This is a genomic window from Acinetobacter sp. S40 (assembly GCF_016624705.1).
Lineage (GTDB): Bacteria > Pseudomonadota > Gammaproteobacteria > Pseudomonadales > Moraxellaceae > Acinetobacter.
On record NZ_JACVTU010000003.1, the window covers coordinates 68,233 to 89,167 of the forward strand.

The window sequence follows — 20,935 nt, forward strand, 5'->3', positions numbered from 1 at the left end:
CGCATGACGAGTGTCAAACAGGATGACCAAAAAATAGTAAAAATCGGCTGTGCATCAGGATTCTGGGGCGATACTAATACAGCTGCTTTTCAGTTGGTACATCTGAGTGATATTGATTATTTAGTCTTTGATTATCTCTCAGAAATCACCATGTCGATCATGGCAAAAGCGATGATGATGGAACCAAGTCATGGTTATGCACTTGATTTTGTCAGTCGAGTTATGTCGCCATTGATCAATAAAATTGCTGAGAAAAAAATTAAAATGATTAGTAATGCAGGCGGGGTAAATCCACTGGCTTGTCGCGATGCGTTACAAAAAATCATTGATGAAAAGGGACTGAATTTAAAAGTCGCGGTGGTATTGGGGGATGATGTACTACCAAAGCATACGGAATTATTAACGCAAAATATTCAGGAAATGTTTAACGGCGATGCCTTGCCTGCACATGTTGCCAGTAGTAATGCCTATCTCGGTGCTGTTGCGATCCGTGATGCCTTGGATTTGGGTGCGGATATTGTGATTACTGGTCGTGTGGTCGATTCGGCTGTAGTGCTCGCACCTTTATTGCACGAATATAAATGGTCACTTGAAGACTATGACAAGCTGGCACAGGGTTCATTGGCAGGGCATGTGATTGAATGCGGCGCACAATGTACCGGTGGAAATTTTACTGATTGGCGTCTGGTTCAGGGCTTTGACAATATGGGCTTTCCCGTTGTGGAAGTGAGTGCGGATGCATCTTTCATCGTAACCAAGCCTCAAGGAACAGGTGGTTTAGTTTCAACGGCGACGGTAGCCGAACAAATCGTTTATGAAATCGGCAATCCACAAGCCTACCTTTTACCTGATGTGATCGCAGACTTTAGCCAAGTCCATTTAGAACAGGTGGGTGAAAATCGCGTCAAAGTGATAGGTGCAAAAGGTCGTGCACCGACTCAGCAATATAAAGTCAGTGCTACCTATGCCGATGGCTACCGAGTTTTAGTCAGTTTCTTAATTGCTGGTCGTGAAGCACCAGAAAAAGCCCAAGCGATTGCCTATGCTATTCTGAGTAAATGCGAACGGGTATTGGCGTTGCGTTCAGTTCCACCATTTAGTGAAAAATCGGTGGAAATCTTGGGAATTGAAAGTACCTATGGTCCACATTCAAGAATTAAAGATAGCCGTGAAGTGGTGGTCAAAATCGCGGTCAAACATCTGTTTAAAGAAGCTTGTATGTTCTTTGCTTCTGAAATTGCTCAAGCTTCAACAGGGATGGCGCCCGCATTGGCAGGGATTGTCGGAGGTCGCCCTAAAGCCTCAGCAGTGGTGAAATTATTTTCATTCTTGATTGATAAAGATCAATTAAACGTAGAAGTCGATTTTGAGGGGCAGCGTCATCCTGTTCAGATTCCTACTGGGCAAAAGGCACTAGATGTTGAGCTACATCCCGTCGGTGAAATCGCCACCTATCAAGGCGATGAGATTGAAGTGCCTTTAATTGAGGTAGCGCACGCGCGTAGTGGAGATAAGGGCAATCACAGCAATATTGGGGTGATTGCGCGTAAGACCGAATACTTACCGTGGATTCGTGCAGCGCTGACGGAAGCCAATGTTGCTAGCTATATGCAGCATGTTTTAGACCCAGATAAATCCAAGGTGATCCGTTATGAATTGCCTGAAATGCATGCGCTGAATTTCATGTTGGAAAATGCATTAGGCGGAGGCGGTATTGCCAGCTTGCGGATCGATCCACAAGGTAAAGCCTTTGCACAGCAAGTATTGGATATGCCAGTGAAGTTACCAGCACAACTGTTAGAAAAATAAGTAAGGGATATAAACATGGGTTATCAATCAATTTTCAGGGCAGATGCATTTGCTGACAAAGTGATTATCGTGACAGGCGGTGGCTCTGGTATCGGCCGTTGTACTGCACATGAATTGGCATCCTTGGGTGTGCAAGTCGTGATTACGGGACGTAAAGTTGAAAAATTAGAGAAAGTCAGTCAGGAAATTCTGGAAGATGGTGGCAAAGTTCATTTTATCGTCTGTGACAACCGTGATGAAGAACAAGTTAAAAACATGATTGCCGAAGTTATTGAAAAATTTGGCAAACTTGATGGATTAGTGAATAACGCGGGTGGACAATTCCCATCTGCGCTTGAAAATATTTCTACCAATGGTTTTGATGCAGTGGTACGCAATAATTTGCATTCAACCTTTTATCTGATGCGTGAAGCTTATAATCAATGGATGGCAAAACATGGTGGCAGCATTGTCAACATGACCGCAGATATGTGGGGTGGCATGCCGGGTATGGGGCATTCAGGTGCAGCACGTTCAGGTGTTGATAATTTGACTAAAACCGCATCGGTGGAATGGGGGCATTCAGGTGTGCGTGTCAATGCAGTTGCACCGGGGTGGATTATTTCTTCGGGCATGGACAACTATAGTGGTGATTTTGCCAAAGTCATTATTCCAAGTTTGGCGGGTAATGTCCCCTTAAAACGTATGGGCACCGAGTCCGAAATCTCCTCCGCTATTTGCTATTTGCTTTCAGATGCTGCCGCTTTTGTTTCAGGTGTGACTTTAAGAATTGATGGTGCAGCTTCACAAGGAACGCGAATGTATCCATTGGCTGATGCGACCAATAGCCAGTCTTTTAATGGTTTTCACCGTGCTTTTATTCCTGATGTATTAAAAGATCAGATTGAAAAAGCCGCACCAGACGAAAGCAAGGATTAAGCCATGACTATTCTTCAATCTGAAATTGTAGTAGGGAATGAACAATACCTGCAAAACAAAGAGGCATTGTTGGCACAACTCGCTGAAGTTCGTGCTGTTCAGCAAAAAAGTATTGATAAGTCCTATGCGGCAAAACCCAAGTTTGATAAGAAAGGCAAAATCTTGCCACATGAACGCATTCGTCTATTGTTAGATGCGGATTCGCCTTTTATAGAATTATGCGGGCTAGTTGGCTATAACATGCATGATGATAAGGATGGGTCTGAAGCTGGCGGGGGTATTATTGCGGGGATTGGTTTTGTCAGTGGAGTCCGTGCGCTGGTTTCTGCCAGTAACAGCGCGATCAAAGGTGGCACCATGTCACCGATGGGTGTTCATAAAACTTTACGTCTGCAAAAAATCGCATTAGAACAAAAATTGCCGATGGTTACATTGACTGAAAGTGGCGGTGCTAACCTGAACTATGCGGCTGAAGTATTTACGTATGGTGGCATGACTTTTGCCAATCAAGCGCAAATGTCAGCGGCAGGGATTCCACAAGTTGCAGTGGTGCATGGTAATGCCACCGCTGGTGGAGCTTATCAACCTGGTTTATCTGATTATGTGATTGCAGTACGTAAACAGACTGAAATGCTATTGGCAGGCCCACCATTATTATTGGCTGCGACAGGTGAAGTGGCGACTGCGGAGGAATTGGGCGGTGCGGAAATGCATACTCAAACCTCAGGTGTCGCGGAATATCTAGCTGAAAATGACGCAGATGGTATTCGTCTGGCACGTGAGATTTTTGAGCACCTCAACTGGAAAGAACAAACTGAGCAATCCAATCAGAATTATAAAGAACCGCGTTATGCTGCAGAGGAGTTATTAGGGATTATTCCTCAGGATCCCAAGCAACCTTTTGATATGAAAGAGATCGTTGCACGGATAATTGATGATTCAGATTTTCTGGAATTTAAACAGGAATATGATGCTTTGACGGTCTGCGGCTGGGCCAAAATGGGTGGTCTGCATGTGGGCATCATTACCAATAATGGTCCCATTACGCCGCAAGGTGCGGTTAAAGCTGCACAGTTTATTCATTTGTGTGAGCAAACTCAGCGTCCACTCTTATTTCTGCACAACACCACAGGCTTTATGGTGGGAACGGATGCAGAGCAGAATGGCATTATCAAACATGGTTCCAAACTGATTCAGGCAGTGGCGAATACAACGGTGCCAAAAATCTCAATCGTGGTGGCAGGTTCTTACGGGGCGGGTAACTATGCCATGTGCGGACGTAGTTTGTCTCCACAGTTTATCTTTGCATGGCCAAATTCTCATGTCGCAGTAATGGGCGCAGCACAGGCAGGTAAGGTTTTACGGATTGTGGCTGAGGGTAAACAAAAAGCCTCTGGTATGGAGCCAAATCCGCAAATGCTAGATTTTCTTGAACAAAGTACTTCAGTGAAACTAGAACAACAATCTACAGCCCTATTTAACACAGCCATGTTGCATGATGATGGCATTATCGACCCAAGAGATACTCGTAAACTATTGATTTTCTTATTGCAGACTATTGATGAAGCACAGCATCGAAAGTTAAATCCTACACGCTTTGGTGTTTCACGTTTCTAATTTAAACAAAATTTAGGCAATAAAAATACTTAGGACAACACTATGAAATTTACCGCAGAGCATGAAGCTTTACGTCGTACCGCACGTCAGTTTGTAGAAAATGAACTTAATCCATTTATTCCTGAATGGGAAGAAACAGGGCGTTTCCCAATTCATGATGTCTTTAAAAAAATGGCAGATTTGGGCTTACTTGGAATTTGTAAACCAGAAGAAAACGGGGGGCTGGGCTTAGATTACTCGTATAACCTTGTAGTAGCAGAAGAACTGGGGCGTGCAGCTTGTGGCGGTGTACCCTTGGCAATTGGGGTACAGACGGATATGGCCACACCAGCACTTGCTCGTTTTGGCAGTAAAGAACTTCGGGATGAATTTTTGAATCCTGCGATTCGTGGTGAATATGTCGCGTCAATTGCAGTGTCAGAAGTTCATGCAGGTTCAGATGTGGCAGCAATCAAAACTACAGCCAAAAAAGAGGGCGATGATTATGTCATTAATGGCAGCAAGATGTGGATTACCAACTCACTACAAGCAGATTTTTTCTGCCTACTTGCCAATACGTCCGATGATAAACCGCATGTTAATAAATCCATGATTATTGTCCCAGCAAAAATCGCAGGGATTAGCTTTTCAGCACCACTTAATAAATTGGGAATGCGTTCAACTACAACCGCTCAAGTCTACTTTGACCATGTTCGTGTACCACAGCGTAATCTAGTCGGAGTGGAGGGGATGGGCTTTATGATGCAAATGATGCAGTTTCAGGAAGAACGAATGTGGGCCTGTGCCAATGCAATTGGTGGTTTGGAAAATGTGATTAAACAAACCATTGACTACACTAAAGAGCGTACCACCTTTGGACAGCCACTCATTAATAACCAATATATACATTTCCGTTTCGCTGAATTGATGACCGAAGTTGAGGCTCTAAAAGCATTGACTTATCAAGCCTGTGAGCAGCATATAGCGGGTGAAAATGTCACTATGATGGCCTCTATGGCAAAACTCAAAGCAGGACGTTTAACCCGTGAAGTAGCAGATAGCTGTCTACAATATTGGGGTGGCAATGGCTTTATGTGGGATAACCCAGCTTCTCAGCTCTATCGCGATGGTCGTTTAGGTTCGATTGGTGGTGGTGCAGATGAAATCATGTTAGGCATCATCTGTAAGCTTATGGATATCCTGCCTAAAAAGAAAAACTAGCTTAGTGGCTCCTGCTTCGTGGAAAACTGCTGAAAAATGCTTGGATATATTGAATATTTGGCACTTTTTACCAATTTGTACCTTGCAAGAGCTGCCTGTTATACATTTTTCTTGGTTTGACGATAAGGATAAGAATTGTGTTAGATGATTTAAAAATAGATGACAGCATTCAACTAGAACAACAGGGCAGTATTTTGACTATCTGGCTAAATCGACCTGAAAGTCGTAATGCCATGAGTCTCAACATGGTCAATGCCATTCAACAGGTCTTTACTCATATTGCTGAGGATACTTCAATCCGTGCTGTAATCCTACGTGGAAAAGGGGGGCATTTCTGTGCGGGGGGAGATATTAAGGATATGGCAGCATTGCGGGTAGCCGCTACCCATACAGGCAGCCTACAACCTTATGTTGATTTTAACCGCCGATTTGGTGCCATGATTGAACAGGTTGATCAAGCTCCGCAAACCGTTGTCGTGATTTTAGAGGGCGCGGTGTTGGGAGGAGGTTTTGGTTTGGCCTGTGTTTCTGACGTTGCGATCAGCTGTGATAACGCTCAGTTCGGCTTACCAGAAACAGGTTTAGGGGTATTGCCCGCTCAAATTGCACCATTTGTGGTGAAAAGGATTGGACTGACTCAAGCTCGTCGTTTGGCGCTGTTAGGTTCACGTTTTAATGCTGAGACTGCGCAGAAGTTAGGTGTGATACATGATGTTGTATGTAATGACACTGAGCTTGAGCAATTACTTAGTGAAACCATTCAACAGATTAAACGTGCTGCACCATTGGCATCTCGAAATACCAAAGCATTGCTACATCGGACTTTAAATGAGCCTTTAGATTCTTTACTTGATGCTGCTGCGCAAGAGTTTGCTCAAGCGGTTGCTGGTATAGAAGGTCAGGAAGGCACACTAGCATTTATCCAAAAACGTTTACCAAATTGGGCTGAAGAATAATGAAATTTTCAAAAATTTTAGTCGCAAATCGTGGCGAAATAGCAGTTCGAGTGATGCAAACGGCTAAAGCACTGGGCTACCAAACTGTTGCTGTATATTCTGATGCTGATGCCAATGCGCGTCATGTTCAAGTTGCCGATGAAGCAGTATATATCGGGCCATCCAAAGTTTCAGAATCTTACTTAGCTATTCCTCATATTATTGACGCATGTAAAAAGACCAGTGCAGATGCAGTTCATCCTGGATATGGTTTTCTGTCTGAAAATACTGAATTTGCCCAAGCGTGTATGGACCATAATATTACTTTTATTGGGCCGACTGCATCTGCAATTGAATTAATGGGCAGTAAGCGCTTATCTAAAATTGCCATGATTAAAGCAGGCGTACCATGTGTACCTGGCTACGAAGGTGATCAACAAAATATTGAATATTTGGCTCAGCAAGCAAAGAACATTGGTTTTCCTTTGATGGTTAAGGCATCTGCTGGAGGTGGTGGACGTGGCATGCGCTTGGTGCATCAGCCATCTGAATTGCTAGAAGCCCTAGAAACTGCACGTTCAGAAGCAGAAAATGCGTTTGGTTCGGGTGAGCTCATTATTGAAAAAGCGGTAATCGCGCCTCGTCACGTAGAAATCCAAATATTTGGTGATACTCACGGTCATTATGTTTATTTATTTGAACGAGATTGTTCGATTCAACGTCGTCACCAAAAAGTGGTGGAAGAAGCGCCATGCCCTGTAATGACACCAGAATTACGGAAAAAAATGGGTGAGGCGGCCGTTGCAGCAGCTCAAGCTTGTGATTATGTTGGTGCGGGAACGGTTGAATTTTTGCTGGATCAATCTGGAGCATTTTATTTCCTTGAAATGAATACCCGTTTGCAAGTTGAGCATCCTGTCACTGAAATGATTACAGGACTTGATCTAGTTGAGTGGCAATTACGAGTAGCAAATGGTGAGATTTTACCCTTAGAGCAGCACCAGCTGACTTTCAATGGACATGCGATTGAAGTGCGTTTATATGCAGAAGATCCACGTCAGAATTTTTTGCCGCAAACGGGCAAAGTATTACGTTGGCAGCCTGCCGAGTTACCGAATGTTCGTATTGATCATGGTATGTTGGAACAGGGTGAAATTAGTCCATTCTATGATCCAATGGTTGCTAAAGTAATTGCTTATGGTAAAACCCGTCAGGATGCGATTCGTCTACTTGCGCGAGCGGTGGATGATTGCGTATTGCTTGGTGTAAATAGTAATAAACAGTTTTTGGTGAATTTATTGCGTCATCCGATTATTGTCGCTGGAGATACCAATACTGCTTTTATTCAGCAACACTTTCAGGAAGATGTCAGTTTACATTCACAAGTTCCAGCAATTGAAAGTTTGGTGATTGCAGCAACATTGTTTGCACAACATAAAACGTCAAAAGGCGCATGGCAAACAGGTATTGCCATACCTTTGCCATTAAAGTTGAAATGTGCAGATCAACAATTTTCACTACAAGTAGAAAGAAATCATCAGCAAATTACAATTCAATTATGTGATCAGCAATCTACGATTCATGTTTTAGACATGAGTCCTACTCAGATCATTTATAGCGCGGAAGGAGTGCGCCGTAAGCTGAATTATGTGCTTGATCAAAATCAGCTTTATTTAGATACAGCCAATGGCAATTTACTGATTGAAAATATGACCTATGCAGCCCCAGAAGCAGCAGAAGTACTGGGTGATGGAAAAATTCGTGCGCCAATGGATGGTGCAATTGTCAATTTACTAGTCGATGTTGGTGATCAAGTGGTAAAAGGACAGACCCTATTAATTTTGGAAGCCATGAAGATTCAGCAACAGATCAAGTCAGATGTCGATGGTGTGGTTGAACAACTGATTGGGCAAGTAGGACAGCAGGTGAAAAAACGGCAGCATTTATTAAATATCCAGCTATAAAAAAGGCATTCAAACATCCCTAATGATTACAAACAAATCCCCAGAACAAGTCATTTTAAAATGGTTCTGGGGATTTGGGTTTTGTGGTATTTCTTTAAAACACAGTAAAAAGCTGAGATTTTTAATTTTCTGAAATAAGTCACATTTGGATACATCTAAAAAAAGAAATTTCGCACATCTAAAATGGTCTATTTTTGCTCACCTTAGAGAAGAACTGGGTGTGATAAAGCTAGTTAACACTATATAAGTGGGGCTAATTATAGAATAACATGAGAGAAATCCATGTTCTCCATCTAGCTGATTTTGCCTTTTCACAGTAGAATATGCGCTCTCTCTAAAGTCACATTGCGGTAAAGTCCAAAAGACTTGCCCGTGGAGCCAAAATCAACATGTTTATCGTGGCCGGTGCACCAGCACATTCTTCATTCAAGAAAGCTCAACTATTAACACGTTTATCTTCAATCAGTTCTGTCCAAACCTTTGACAGCCAATGGGTTTACCTGTTTGATCAAGCGCTCGACGAGCAGCAGCATCAATCTGCATTGCAACTTTTAAATGATGGGTCGTCATTTGAGTTGCGCCAAGTGGCCAATGATGAAATACAAGTCTTAGTGACCCCACGTATTGGAACGATCTCACCGTGGTCATCTAAAGCAACGGATATCTTTAAAAACTGTAATACTCCAATCCATCGTCTGGAACGCGGTATTTTATTTACTTTAAAAGGTGTTTCTGAACTCAGCAATGAGGTAAAACAGGCTCTGCATGACCGCATGACTGAAACAGTTTTCAGCCAGATTGAAGATGCGCATCGTTTATTTTTAGAAACGGCACCAAAACCTTTAAACTCGATTGATATTTTAGGTGAGGGAAAACCAGCACTTGTAAAAGCCAATAATGAATTTGGTTTTGCGCTGTCTGAACAAGAAATTGATTATTTGACCCAAGCGTTTACTGACTTGGGACGTAATCCAAACGATATCGAATTGATGATGTTTGCTCAAGCTAACTCTGAGCATTGTCGTCATAAAATCTTTGGATCAGAGTGGACAATTGATGGTGAAAAACAACCATTATCTTTGTTCCAGATGATTAAAAATACTTATAAAGAATCACCAAATGAAGTTTTGTCGGCATATAAAGACAATGCTTCAGTGATCGTGGGTTATGACACTCAGCGTTTTTATCCTAAGAAAGATAATGAAACGGGTCACTTTGTTTATAAATATAAAAGCCAAGCTGCTCATATCTTAATGAAGGTAGAAACCCATAACCACCCGACAGCAATTTCTCCTTTTGCGGGTGCCGCAACTGGTTCGGGCGGTGAAATCCGTGATGAAGGGGCAACCGGTCGCGGTGGTAAACCAAAAGCAGGTTTAACAGGCTTTACCGTTTCTAACCTGAATATTCCTGGCTTTGAGCAGCCTTGGGAGGATAATTACGGCAAACCTTCACGTATGGCATCACCATTGCAAATTATGATTGAAGGGCCATTGGGTGGCGCAGCGTTTAATAACGAATTTGGTCGTCCTAATTTAAACGGTTATTTCCGTACCTTTGAACAAAATGTTAATGGTGAAGTCAAAGGTTTCCATAAGCCAATTATGATAGCAGGTGGTTATGGAAACATTCGTCCTGACCACGTTGAAAAGGATGCTATACAACCGGGTGATTTACTGATTGTACTGGGTGGCCCAGCCATGCTAATCGGTTTAGGCGGTGGTGCGGCATCTTCTGTAGATAGCGGTACGATAGGTGAAAACCTTGACTTTGCTTCAGTACAGCGTGAAAACCCTGAAATGGAACGCCGTTGTCAGGAAGTGATTGATACTTGCTGGCGTATGGAAGATTTTAATCCTGTCGTATCGATTCATGATGTGGGCGCAGGCGGTTTATCCAATGCCATGCCTGAACTGGTGAATGATCACGAGTTAGGTGCAATTTTAAATCTGCGTAAGATTCCATCGCTTGAACGTGGCATGAGCCCAATGGAAATTTGGTCAAATGAAGCGCAAGAGCGTTATGTCTTAGCGATTCGCCCAGAATCATTAGAATTATTTGAAGAAATCTGTGCACGTGAACGTTGCCCATTCGCTGTATTGGGTGAAGCTACCGAAGCACGTCATTTAACGGTAGAAGATCCATTATTTGACAATAAAGCAGTTGATATTCCAATGCAGGTCATGCTTGGTGGAACACCACGTATGCAACGTTCATATGAAACAATTGAACGTCAGGGCACTGAGTTTGATACCTCAAAAATTGATCTAAACGATGCGATTTCCCGTGTTTTGAAGAATCCAACGGTAGCATCTAAATCATTCCTGATTACCATTGGCGACCGTTCAATTACGGGTATGGTTGCTCGTGATCAAATGGTTGGACCTTGGCAGGTCCCTGTAGCTGATGCCGCAGTAACCACGACTAGCTTACAGGGTTATACAGGTGAAGCAATGGCGATGGGTGAACGTCCGCCAGTTGCACTGTTAAACCCTGCTGCTTCTGCACGATTGGCTGTTGCTGAAGCATTGACCAATATTGCCTCTGCAAATATTGAGCAGTTAGGAGATATCAAACTTTCTGCAAACTGGATGGCAGCCGCGGGTCAAAAAGGTGAAGATCAAGCCTTATTTGAGGGTGTTAAAGCCATTGGTATGGAAATGTGTCCAGCACTAGGAATTGCGATTCCAGTGGGTAAGGACTCACTTTCTATGCGTACCACATGGAATGATGAGGGTATCGAAAAAGCGGTAACTTCACCTATGTCTGGGGTGATTACTGCATTTGCTCCCGTGAGTGATGTGCGTAAAACCTTAACGCCTGAGTTGAAAAAGTTAGATGATTCATGCTTGGTACGGATTGATTTATCGAAAGGCCAATTCCGTATTGGCGCATCAATTTTGACACAAGTTTATAAAGCCATTGGGACTGTGACTCCAGACGTAGATAGCTTTGAAGATTTAAAAGATTTCTTTAATCTAGTACAGGACTGGAACAATCGTGGTCTAGTTCAGGCTTATCATGACATTGGTGATGGTGGTTTATTGGCTACTGTGGCTGAAATGATGTTTGCATCACGTTTAGGTGTAGCTTTAGAGCCACAAAGTATTGAAAGTCTGTTTGCAGAAGAAATTGGTGCAGTTTTACAGATTAAGACTGCTGATTGGGATGCATTACAAGCAGAAGTTGAAAGCTCGAACTTAAAAGATGCTATTACACGGGTTGGACGTGTGAATAACACTGATCAACTCACTGTAAATGGTCTAAGTTTAGAACGTACTAAACTGCAACAAGCATGGGCAGAAGTTTCCCATCAGATTCAGCGTTTACGTGACAACGTAGAAACTGCGGATCAGGAATTTGCTCTGATTGCGGATCAAAATCATAAAGGTCTAATCGCACACGCAACTTTCGACCTAAACGAACCTGTTGAAGCGCCATTCATTGCAACACGCCGTCCCAACATGGTGATTTTGCGTGAGCAGGGTGTTAATGGTCATGTAGAAATGGCAGCAGCATTTGACAAGGTTGGCTTCAATACTGTCGATGTACATATGAGTGACTTACTGGCAGGTCGCGTTGATTTACAGGATTTTGAAGGTCTAGTCGCTTGTGGCGGGTTCTCTTATGGCGACGTGCTTGGTGCAGGTGGTGGCTGGGCAAAATCAGTATTATTCAATCCAAAATTACGCGATCAGTTTGAAAGCTTCTTCAACCGTGAAAATACGTTTAGTCTCGGGATTTGTAATGGCTGTCAGATGTTGTCACAACTTGCACCCTTGATTCCAGGTGCAGCAAACTGGCCGCGTTTCCATCGTAACGTCTCTGAAGTTTTTGAAGCACGTGCAGTCAATGTACGCGTAGAAAAGTCCGTGTCTGTACTGCTGCAAGATATGCAGGGCTCTATTCTCCCGATTGCAGTGGCACATGGTGAAGGGCGAGTTGTAGCGAACAATGAAAACTTGGCAAGTTTAAATGTCAATAATCAGGTGACCTTGCGTTATGTAGACAGTTTGGGGCAGCCGACTCAGCACTATCCATTGAACCCAAATGGTTCACCAGAAGCAATTACTGGTGTGACATCTACAGATGGTCGTGCCACCATTATGATGCCGCATCCAGAGCGTAACTTCCGCGCTTTACAGCATTCATGGAAACCCGAAGACTGGACAGAGGATGGTGCATGGTTACGCATGTTCCGTAATGCACGTAGGTTTATTGGTTAATAAGATCAGTTCACTAAATTTAACCATCTTTGATTGATTCAATCGAAGATGGTTTTTTTATTGAGTTTATAATGATTAAAAAGTTGTCTCTATTCTCATAAGGCAAAAGTGCAGACTTTAGAAATATTGGCTTTCGCATTTCTCTTAATTCATAAGGTATTTGAAAATCAGAATTTATTAATTAAGTGAGCCTAAATGAAATATTTTTAAAACTTACATTAATTCGAGTTGGTATAAGTTTTGCTTTTATTTCATATAACAAAATTAAGATTAAGTCGGAGTATATCAATGGAAAAAAATAAACAAATGATATCTCGAAAACGTAAAGGCTGGATGTGGTTTGGTGCAGTGATTACCGCTGAATTGCTATGGATTTTAGGAAATTATATTGTTTTACAATCATAACGCTTAAATCCTGCAACGAATTGGTTAAAATCATGACATGTTTTTAACAACAAATTAAGTATGCTTAAGCTCATTTACTATGTGCCAGAATCTCATCTGGAATCAACCAAACAAGCTATTTTTGCAGCTGAGGCAGGTGGCATTGGCAATTATCAACATTGTGCATGGCAAGTGAAGGGCATCGGCCAGTTCAAACCTGTTCAAGGAGCCAATCCATTTTTAGGAAACCTGAATGAACTGGAACGGCTTGAGGAATGGCGCGTCGAGACGATTGTTTCAGAGCAACATGCCAGCGCTGTCGCAAAAGCATTAAAGGCAAGCCACCCTTATGAGGAGCCTGCCTTTGAATTTATTCAGATAGTCGATATTCAGGAAATTTAAACTTTTTGAATAAATAAATCGCGGTCAAAACGATATTGTGGGAAGAAGACGCCATCTTCAGCACGTTCACCGGCACCAATCACCATAACAGGAAATTGTTGATCATTGAGCTTTAAAATTTTACGTACCATGGGTTCATCAAAACCTTCCATCATGCAACTGTCAAAACCATAAGCACGCAATGCAAGCACTAGATTTTCGCACGCTAGGGCTGTACTTTTGGTTGCCCAAAGTTTGGCGTCAGCAGGGTTAAATGCAGTCACAGGCAGCTGTTTGTCTAAACTTCTTGCCACTTTAAAGGCAACTTTTTTAAAGTTGCCTAATGCATTTAAATAACCAGTTTTGTAGTTATACGGGATAAAGCGGTAATACTTTTTAACTGTTTCAGGAGCTTCAGGAAATGGAAACTCAGAAATATTCTTTTTTGCCATTTCATCAACTCGATCTGTACGAGCGATACAAACAATGAGTTCTGCCGCAGTTTTTGCGGCTAATTGCCCCAAACAGGCTTTAACTAATTGTTTCTTTTTTGTGGGTTGCTGTACAACGTAAAATGTCCATGGCTGCAAATTAGATGAGTTTGGCGCAAGCAAAGCTAAATCTAAACAGGCATCAAGAGTTTCAACTGGAATTGGTTTTTCAGTAAATTTTCGTACTGAACGACGACTTTCGATGACTTTTCGAAAATTTTCAACATCAATATCTTGCGGCGCAGGTTCAAAATAACGTTTTTTATCAGAACCTTGTTGAGTATTTTTAGGGAGTTTTTCTGAATTTGCCATAGCTGTTCAAATATTTAGTGATTAATGATCATGAGTGAGCATATCACTCAATTATTCTATCCAAGTAAAAAAGTGTAGTTCCCGAGATTTTTGCTGTGACTCACAACTAAATGATGCGACGCAGAAGTTCACTCTCAGGAAGCTCTTTTAATTCCTTTTACTCTTAGTCAAACTGAGAAAAATCTGGTTTGCGTTTTTCCATAAAAGCTTGAACAGCCTCTTTCATTTCCGGTGAGCGTACCCGCTGCATAAAAATCTCAGCCTCATCATCGACGCACTGTATAATTTCAGCCAAATCTTGTTTCATCAAGGCTTTGGACTGTTTAATGGACGCAAGTGGCAGGGCAGCCAATTGTTGAGCAGTTTGTTCAGCTAATCCGTAAACATCGTCATTGATTTGATTAACTAGACCTGCTTTTTCAGCTACTTCAGCGTTGAATTTTTTTGCAGTAAATAAAAGCTCTGCAGCACGATGATAACCTGCCTGCTTTACGAGTAAGCGACTTGCAGCACCTTCAGGAGATAAGCCCAAACTTACAAACGGAATCTGGAACAAAGCAGTTTGATCTGCATAAACAATATCAGCATGCAATAAAATAGTTACCCCAATACCAATCGCAACACCTTTAATTGCAACGATAAGTGGTTTAGAAAGTTGGGCTGCGGATTTAAGCAAAACAAAAGGTGGTTGATCCCCAGCTTTACCTGCATGTGGTTTTTGAATAAAACCCATGAAATCTTTCATGTCATTACCCGCCGAAAAATCTGCATCGGCGCCACGTAAAACGACGACGCGAACTTGATTAGATTGATCTGCGTCATCAAGTGCCTGTGCAATCCATAAATACAATTCACCATATAAAGCATTTTTTGCTTCAGGACGATTAATGGCTAATGTCAGGATGCCATTTTCAAGTTTTGCATTTAAATGTTGATGAGGTTGTTGAATACAGCGAAGTGTCATCGTACTATCCTTGCTTTCAATCTTGGGTTTATGTTTGCCATTATGTCGTAAATTTGATTGTAAATGACTACTGGTGAGTTCATAAAAAAATTAAGTTGGCTTATGTACACATTTGATTATCTCGTTTTTATTGGTCGGTTTCAGCCATTTCATCTGGCTCATATGCAAACAGTTGAAATTGCATTACAACAAAGCCAAAACATTATATTGGCTTTGGGTTCTGCACAGCTTGAACGCAATATTAAAAATCCTTTTTTGGCGGTAGAACGTGAAGAAATGATTTTATCTAATTTTTCAGAAAATGAGCAAAAACGGATTCATTTTGTACATGTAGTTGATGTTTATAATGACCAAAAATGGGTTAATCAAGTCAAAATGCTGGTTAAGCAGATTACGCCTTCTCATGCCAAAATTGGTTTGATTGGACACTTTAAAGATGAGTCTTCGTACTATTTAAAACTTTTCCCAGAGTGGACTATGGTTGAGTTAGATAGCTTGAAGGAATCGATGTCTGCAACACCAGTACGAGAAGCTTATTACCGGGGCGAAATTCAGAAACAGGCATTTCCACAGGGAACTTTACATTTTTTACAAGAGTTTCAGAAGACCCCTATTTATCAACAATTGCAGAACAAATACCGTAATGAGGATTCTTCCAATCTTGAATAAACTGACTGTCAATTGAGTAATAATAGGGAAGTGCGATATTTAATCGACCAAAAGTTATGAAAAAGAAGATAATGCATTTTGGAAAGTTATCTGCCTTAGTGGTTTTATCCATATTTACTGCCCATGCGCAGGCAGCGAACTGGAGTTTAAATAGTAAACCGAATATTGGATTTTATATTCAGCATTTAGGCTTAAAAACCATAGATGCTACCTTTAATCAGGTAAATTTCAATTTTCAGTTCAACCCAGATGAACTACAGCAGTCTAAAGCGACATTTGTGATGGATGCTAAAAGTTTATCTCTGACTCAACCTGCATTAAAAAACAGGGTACTTGGACCTGATTTTTTTAATATAGAAAAATATCCAGAAGCTACCTTCAAAAGTACACATTTTCAGGCAAATGGTCATTCAAAATATGCTATTGAAGGTAATTTAACTTTGAGAGGTATGACTAGGCCTGTAGTTTTTGTAGCTATTATCCAACCCACACAAAACCCTGAGGTAATGAATATTTCGGCTTCAACTGAAATTAGACGAAGTGATTTTGGGATGAAACCTGCTCTTGGTGGAATGGGTGAAATTGTTCATATCCATATGAATGGCACGCTTAAAATCGCATCCTTATAAATAGAAAAAAGACCTTTTCAGGCCTTTTTTACACTTGTTGCAAAGCTTTTACATCCTCAAGCACTTGCTCAGCATGTCCAGCCGCTTTAACTTTCCGATAACTTTTAACCAATTGTTTGTTATGGAAAATAAAAGTTGAGCGCTCAATGCCCATTACTTTTTTCCCATACATATTTTTTTCTTTGATCACATCAAAATGTTGGCACAGAATTTCTTCTTTATCGCTGATTAAATCAATAGTCAACGCTTGCTTTTCAGTAAAGTTTTGATGTGCTTTAACTGAATCACGAGATATGCCAATTACAGTTGCACCCAATGCATCAAATTGATCTTTTAAGCATGAAAATCCGACTGCTTGAGTGGTACAACCAGGTGTTGAATCTTTAGGGTAAAAGTAAATGATCAACCATTCAGCAGGAATGTCTGCTAAATTAATTTCACCTTGCGTTGTAGGGAATGTTTGATTGGGTAATGAAATATTTTCGCTGCTCATCATTGTTCTCCATATTCTCCATAAAAAACTAGCCACATAAAGTGGCCAGTCAATTAAATCATTGCTGCTTATTTTTTGCTTTGAGCAGACTTCATTGCTTCTTCAGTTAAGCCTTTTAGCTTGCCAGTCAGTTGTGGACCAAAACATGCTTGAAGGTCTTTATTTTGCTGTTGTACAAACGCTAAAGAACTTGGGCTTTTCTTAGCATTAATGGCACTTTGCACTTCCCACTTCTGTGCATTTGTCATTTTACCATCAGCTTCTACAGCACAAGTACAATATTTATTGACTTCAGCAGCAGTCAATTTATTGCCTTTCCCCGTTTCATCTTTACAAAGGTTAATTAAAGCACCTTTAACATTTGTGCTTTTGTAAGCCTGTTGTAGCTTATTTTCATCCGCAGCATGAGTAACCGTTGCTGTAAATGCAGCAGCAGCCATAAGTGAAGAAAGGATAAGTTTAGTGTTGAATAATTTCATAAATAGTACCTGATTATTATGGTATATAGCGTGTGGGATCTGCGATGCCAGCTTCAATAAACCCTTGTTTACGTAAACGACAGCTATCACATTTTCCACATGCGCGACCTTCAGCATCCGCTTGATAGCATGAGACAGTTTGACTATAGTCTACGCCATGTTCAATACCTAAGCGTATAATATTCGCTTTGGTTAAATGTAACAAAGGTGTTTCAAATGTAAGAGGTTTTCCTTCTACCCCTGCTTTTGTTGCTAATCGTGCCATATTTGTAAATGCATCAATATATTCTGGACGACAATCTGGGTAACCCGAATAATCGACCGCGTTAATACCAATTACAATAGCCTCAGCCCCAAATACTTCCGCAGCGGCAAGCGCATAAGATAAAAAGATAGTATTGCGCGCTGGTACATAGGTAATAGGAATACCTTCTTGTTCATGATCTGGGACATCGATATTATGATCGGTGAGGGCTGATCCACCTAAATTACCCAAATCAATATTAATAATACGATGTTCAACTCCTGCCCGTTGAGCAAGTGCTTTGGCTGCATCCAGTTCAGTGGTGGAACGTTGTCCGTACATGAAACTGAGCGCCATACATTCATAGCGCGCTTGTGCCCAAGCTAGGCAAGTTGTCGAGTCTAAGCCGCCTGATAATAAAACAATGGCACGAGGGCGCATATGATATTCTCCAAAAATAAATAACAAGATAAAGTGGATTAACGACCTGTTTCATCGTTCCAAAGCAATTTATGTAATTGCAATTGAAAACGCACTGGGAGATGGTCTTCTAAAATCCATTGCGCCATATCACGCGCTAACTGAGGTAGTTTAACTGAACCTTTTTCAACTGCAAATGCTGGAGAAAACCAGACTGTACTTACTTTTTGATCCAGTTTATATAGGTGAAATTGCTGTTTTGACCACTCATAATCTTCACGATTACAAATCACAAATTTGATTTGGTCATAAGGGGTCAAATAATCTAGATTACTTAAAAGATTACGTTTTTCTTCACCAGAAGTTGGCGTTTTTAAGTCTAGTACTTTAGATACGCGAGGATCAACTTTGGATACATCCAGTGCTCCACTTGTTTCTAAAGATACCTGACAGCCCAAATCTGAAAGACGCGTTAATAAATGCAAACAATTGGGTTGTGCAAGTGGTTCACCGCCCGTCACACAAATATAAGGTGTTTTAAACGATAAAGCCGTTTCAATAATCTGATCCAGAGACTGCCGCTCGCCACCCTCGAAAGAGTAAGTAGTATCACAATAAGTGCAGCGTAAGGGACATCCTGTTAAACGAATAAAAACAGTGGGCAAACCTGCGGTATTGGCTTCTCCCTGCAAGGAATAAAAAATTTCCGTAATACGAAGACCCGCTGCAGGATCTGATACCGGAATAGTCGTTGAGCGTAGAGAAGTCATTGCAGAAATACCACATCGTAGAAAACAAAAATCTCTACGATCAGACTTGAGCGTAGAGATAGGGAACCGCAAAAGTTCCGCAACAATAGATTATAGCTTAGTCAGCACGTAATAAATCATTCAAACTAGTTTTAGCACGAGTTTGTGCATCCACTTTTTTGACAATAATTGCTGCATACAGGCTATAAGTTCCATCTTTTGAAGGAAGGTTACCTGGTACGACTACAGAACCAGCGGGTACACGACCATAATGGATTTCACCAGTTTCACGATCATAAATACGTGTAGACTGACCAATATAAACGCCCATTGAAATCACAGAGCCTTCTTCAACTATCACACCTTCTACGATTTCAGAACGCGCACCGATGAAGCAGTTATCTTCAATAATAGTTGGATTTGCCTGTAATGGTTCTAAAACGCCACCAATTCCTACACCGCCAGATAAATGAACATTTTTACCAATTTGCGCACAAGAACCTACAGTTGCCCAAGTGTCCACCATTGTGCCTTCATCGACATATGCGCCGATATTGACATAAGAGGGCATTAACACCACATTTTTTGCCTGAAAGCTACCACGACGCGCTACAGCAGGAGGTACAACACGTACACCCGCGGCTTTGAACTGTTCTTCGGTCCAGCCTGCATGCTTCGTATCTACTTTGTCATAAAAACGTAAATCACAAGATTCAATTGGCTTGTTATCATTCAATTTAAAAGATAACAATACTGCTTTTTTAAGCCATTGATGAACAACCCACTCACCATCGATTTTTTCAGCAACACGCAATGTACCGTTATCTAAGCCTGAAATCGCTTGCTCAACTGCATCACGAATTTCTGCTGGACAATCCGTTGCAGAGTAATTTGCACGATCTTCAAATGCTTGCTCAATGATTGTAGAAAGCTGAGACATGTTCTTCCTTCCGAAAAAATTTGAACAATTTTACACTAAATAGCCTGAATAATCTTGCGAAAGAAAAGATTCATTAAAAAAATACTATTTTTAAATTTTGATAAAAAAGATTACGAATAATTGCTTTAAAAACAATAACCAAACTCATTTGTATCAAAACTTAACAGAAAATGATCAATTCTTGTATAAAACCCATCCAATCTTTCTCATAAGATACCTCTACACAAAAAAATTCATTTTAGATGAAAGTTTGAGAAAAATCTTTTGAGGAGATAGCAATGAAAACATTAAAACTAATTGCAGTTGCTAGTGCTTTAGCTGCTGTAGCAGGCACCACAATGGCGGACGATACTGTTGTACAGGATCATTATGCATTTGATCAAAAACAACTTTTACCAGTTGGTGTTCGTGCTGAAGTTGGGACAACAGGTTATGGTGGTGCTTTGCTGTGGCAAGCGAATCCATATGTAGGTTTGGCTTTGGGTTATAACGGTGGTGATATTTCTTGGACAGATGATGTCTCGGTAAATGGCACGAAGTATGACCTTGATATGGATAACAACAATATCTATTTAAATGCTGAAATTCGTCCTTGGGGCGCAAGTGCTAATCCGTGGGCTCAAGGGTTATATGTTGCAGCAGGTGCAGCGTATTTAGATAATGATTATGATCTTGCGAAGCGTATTGGTAATGGCGATACGTTGTCTATTGATGGTAAGAATTATCAACAGGCAGTTGCAGGACAAGAAGGCGGTGTTCGTGGGAAAATGAGCTACGAAAACAATATTTCTCCATATTTAGGTTTTGGTTTTGCACCAAAATTTAATAAAAATTGGGGGGTGTTTGCAGAAGTCGGGGCGTATTATACAGGAAATCCGAAAGTTGAATTAGCTCAATACAATCTTGCTCCAGTAACAGGCAACACTACAGGTGCTCAAGAAGCTGTGGATAACGAAGAAAACAAAATCCGTAACGATGATAAGTACCAATGGTTACCAGTTGGTAAAGTTGGTGTAAACTTCTATTGGTAAGATTATTCTGACTTAATCAAATACAATAAAAAGGAACCGCAATTGCGGTTCTTTTTATTTGAGATAAGCATAAAAATGTA

19 protein-coding genes are annotated in these 20,935 nt (G+C 41.1%); 12 read left to right on the forward strand and 7 right to left on the reverse strand.

What is annotated here, in order from left to right; genetic code table 11:
- Nucleotides 1–3: 3 nt before the first annotated feature.
- The 9 genes from IAE19_RS05405 to IAE19_RS05440 all read left to right on the forward strand — a co-directional run bounded on the left by IAE19_RS05405 (nt 4) and on the right by IAE19_RS05440 (nt 13,455).
- Entirely contained in the window at nt 4–1,809 is a 1,806-nt protein-coding gene (locus IAE19_RS05405) for an acyclic terpene utilization AtuA family protein (protein WP_200459919.1), read from the forward strand.
- A 15-nt stretch (nt 1,810–1,824) separates the two neighbouring features.
- Nucleotides 1,825–2,727, forward strand: a complete 903-nt coding sequence (locus IAE19_RS05410; RefSeq protein WP_200459920.1) for an SDR family oxidoreductase — start codon at nt 1,825–1,827, stop codon at nt 2,725–2,727.
- Nucleotides 2,728–2,730: 3 nt separating this feature from the next.
- On the forward strand, nt 2,731–4,344 hold the full coding sequence (locus IAE19_RS05415) for an acyl-CoA carboxylase subunit beta (protein ID WP_200459921.1): 1,614 nt from the start codon (nt 2,731–2,733) through the stop codon (nt 4,342–4,344).
- 42 nt (nt 4,345–4,386) lie between these two features.
- Complete coding sequence (locus IAE19_RS05420) at nt 4,387–5,544, forward strand: acyl-CoA dehydrogenase family protein (protein WP_200459922.1); 1,158 nt, start codon at nt 4,387–4,389, stop codon at nt 5,542–5,544.
- Between the two features lie 137 nt (nt 5,545–5,681).
- On the forward strand, nt 5,682–6,500 hold the full coding sequence (locus tag IAE19_RS05425; RefSeq protein WP_200459923.1) for an enoyl-CoA hydratase-related protein: 819 nt from the start codon (nt 5,682–5,684) through the stop codon (nt 6,498–6,500).
- Nucleotides 6,500–8,443 (forward strand): acetyl/propionyl/methylcrotonyl-CoA carboxylase subunit alpha, encoded by a 1,944-nt coding sequence (locus tag IAE19_RS05430; RefSeq protein ID WP_200459924.1) that lies wholly within the window; start codon nt 6,500–6,502, stop codon nt 8,441–8,443. The genes IAE19_RS05425 and IAE19_RS05430 overlap by 1 nt, the downstream gene beginning before the upstream one ends.
- A gap of 389 nt (nt 8,444–8,832) precedes the next feature.
- A complete protein-coding gene (gene purL, locus IAE19_RS05435; RefSeq protein WP_200459925.1) occupies nt 8,833–12,669 on the forward strand; it encodes a phosphoribosylformylglycinamidine synthase in 3,837 nt (1,278 codons plus the stop codon).
- A 288-nt stretch (nt 12,670–12,957) separates the two neighbouring features.
- On the forward strand, nt 12,958–13,074 hold the full coding sequence (locus IAE19_RS16710) for a KGW motif small protein (protein ID WP_265092536.1): 117 nt from the start codon (nt 12,958–12,960) through the stop codon (nt 13,072–13,074).
- 60 nt (nt 13,075–13,134) lie between these two features.
- Nucleotides 13,135–13,455: an NGG1p interacting factor NIF3 gene (locus tag IAE19_RS05440; RefSeq protein WP_200459926.1), complete on the forward strand. Its 321-nt coding sequence runs from the start codon at nt 13,135–13,137 to the stop codon at nt 13,453–13,455.
- On the opposite strand, the gene IAE19_RS05445 is transcribed toward IAE19_RS05440, so the two are convergent.
- Together IAE19_RS05445 and IAE19_RS05450 are read right to left on the reverse strand one after the other, a co-directional pair.
- Nucleotides 13,452–14,237 (reverse strand): nitroreductase family protein, encoded by a 786-nt coding sequence (locus IAE19_RS05445; RefSeq protein WP_200459927.1) that lies wholly within the window; start codon nt 14,235–14,237, stop codon nt 13,452–13,454. The genes IAE19_RS05440 and IAE19_RS05445 overlap by 4 nt on opposite strands.
- A 163-nt stretch (nt 14,238–14,400) precedes the next feature.
- Nucleotides 14,401–15,201, reverse strand: a complete 801-nt coding sequence (locus IAE19_RS05450) for an enoyl-CoA hydratase-related protein (RefSeq protein ID WP_200459928.1) — start codon at nt 15,199–15,201, stop codon at nt 14,401–14,403.
- A gap of 102 nt (nt 15,202–15,303) precedes the next feature.
- Here IAE19_RS05450 and IAE19_RS05455 point away from each other — a divergent pair, with 102 nt between their 5' ends.
- Both IAE19_RS05455 and IAE19_RS05460 read left to right on the forward strand, forming a co-directional pair.
- A complete protein-coding gene (locus IAE19_RS05455) occupies nt 15,304–15,870 on the forward strand; it encodes a nicotinate-nicotinamide nucleotide adenylyltransferase (RefSeq protein ID WP_200459929.1) in 567 nt (188 codons plus the stop codon).
- Between the two features lie 56 nt (nt 15,871–15,926).
- Entirely contained in the window at nt 15,927–16,499 is a 573-nt protein-coding gene (locus IAE19_RS05460) for a YceI family protein (protein ID WP_200459930.1), read from the forward strand.
- A gap of 28 nt (nt 16,500–16,527) precedes the next feature.
- Here IAE19_RS05460 and IAE19_RS05465 read toward each other — a convergent pair whose 3' ends face one another.
- The 5 genes from IAE19_RS05465 to dapD form a co-directional block, all read right to left on the reverse strand.
- Nucleotides 16,528–16,992 carry a peroxiredoxin gene (locus IAE19_RS05465; protein ID WP_200460273.1) on the reverse strand — a complete coding sequence of 155 codons (465 nt, stop codon included), beginning with the start codon at nt 16,990–16,992 and terminating at the stop codon, nt 16,528–16,530.
- A gap of 68 nt (nt 16,993–17,060) precedes the next feature.
- Nucleotides 17,061–17,471 carry a hypothetical protein gene (locus tag IAE19_RS05470; RefSeq protein WP_200459931.1) on the reverse strand — a complete coding sequence of 137 codons (411 nt, stop codon included), beginning with the start codon at nt 17,469–17,471 and terminating at the stop codon, nt 17,061–17,063.
- Between the two features lie 16 nt (nt 17,472–17,487).
- On the reverse strand, nt 17,488–18,156 hold the full coding sequence (gene queC / locus IAE19_RS05475; protein ID WP_200459932.1) for a 7-cyano-7-deazaguanine synthase QueC: 669 nt from the start codon (nt 18,154–18,156) through the stop codon (nt 17,488–17,490).
- Nucleotides 18,157–18,194: 38 nt separating this feature from the next.
- The gene (gene queE, locus IAE19_RS05480; protein WP_200459933.1) at nt 18,195–18,905 is read right to left on the reverse strand and encodes a 7-carboxy-7-deazaguanine synthase QueE; all 711 of its coding nucleotides are present in this window, start codon (nt 18,903–18,905) and stop codon (nt 18,195–18,197) included.
- 97 nt (nt 18,906–19,002) lie between these two features.
- On the reverse strand, nt 19,003–19,824 hold the full coding sequence (dapD, locus tag IAE19_RS05485) for a 2,3,4,5-tetrahydropyridine-2,6-dicarboxylate N-succinyltransferase (RefSeq protein WP_200459934.1): 822 nt from the start codon (nt 19,822–19,824) through the stop codon (nt 19,003–19,005).
- Nucleotides 19,825–20,102: 278 nt separating this feature from the next.
- On the opposite strand from dapD, the gene carO reads away from it, so the two are divergent.
- Nucleotides 20,103–20,855 (forward strand): ornithine uptake porin CarO type 1, encoded by a 753-nt coding sequence (gene carO / locus IAE19_RS05490; RefSeq protein WP_200459935.1) that lies wholly within the window; start codon nt 20,103–20,105, stop codon nt 20,853–20,855.
- Nucleotides 20,856–20,935: the final 80 nt, after the last annotated feature.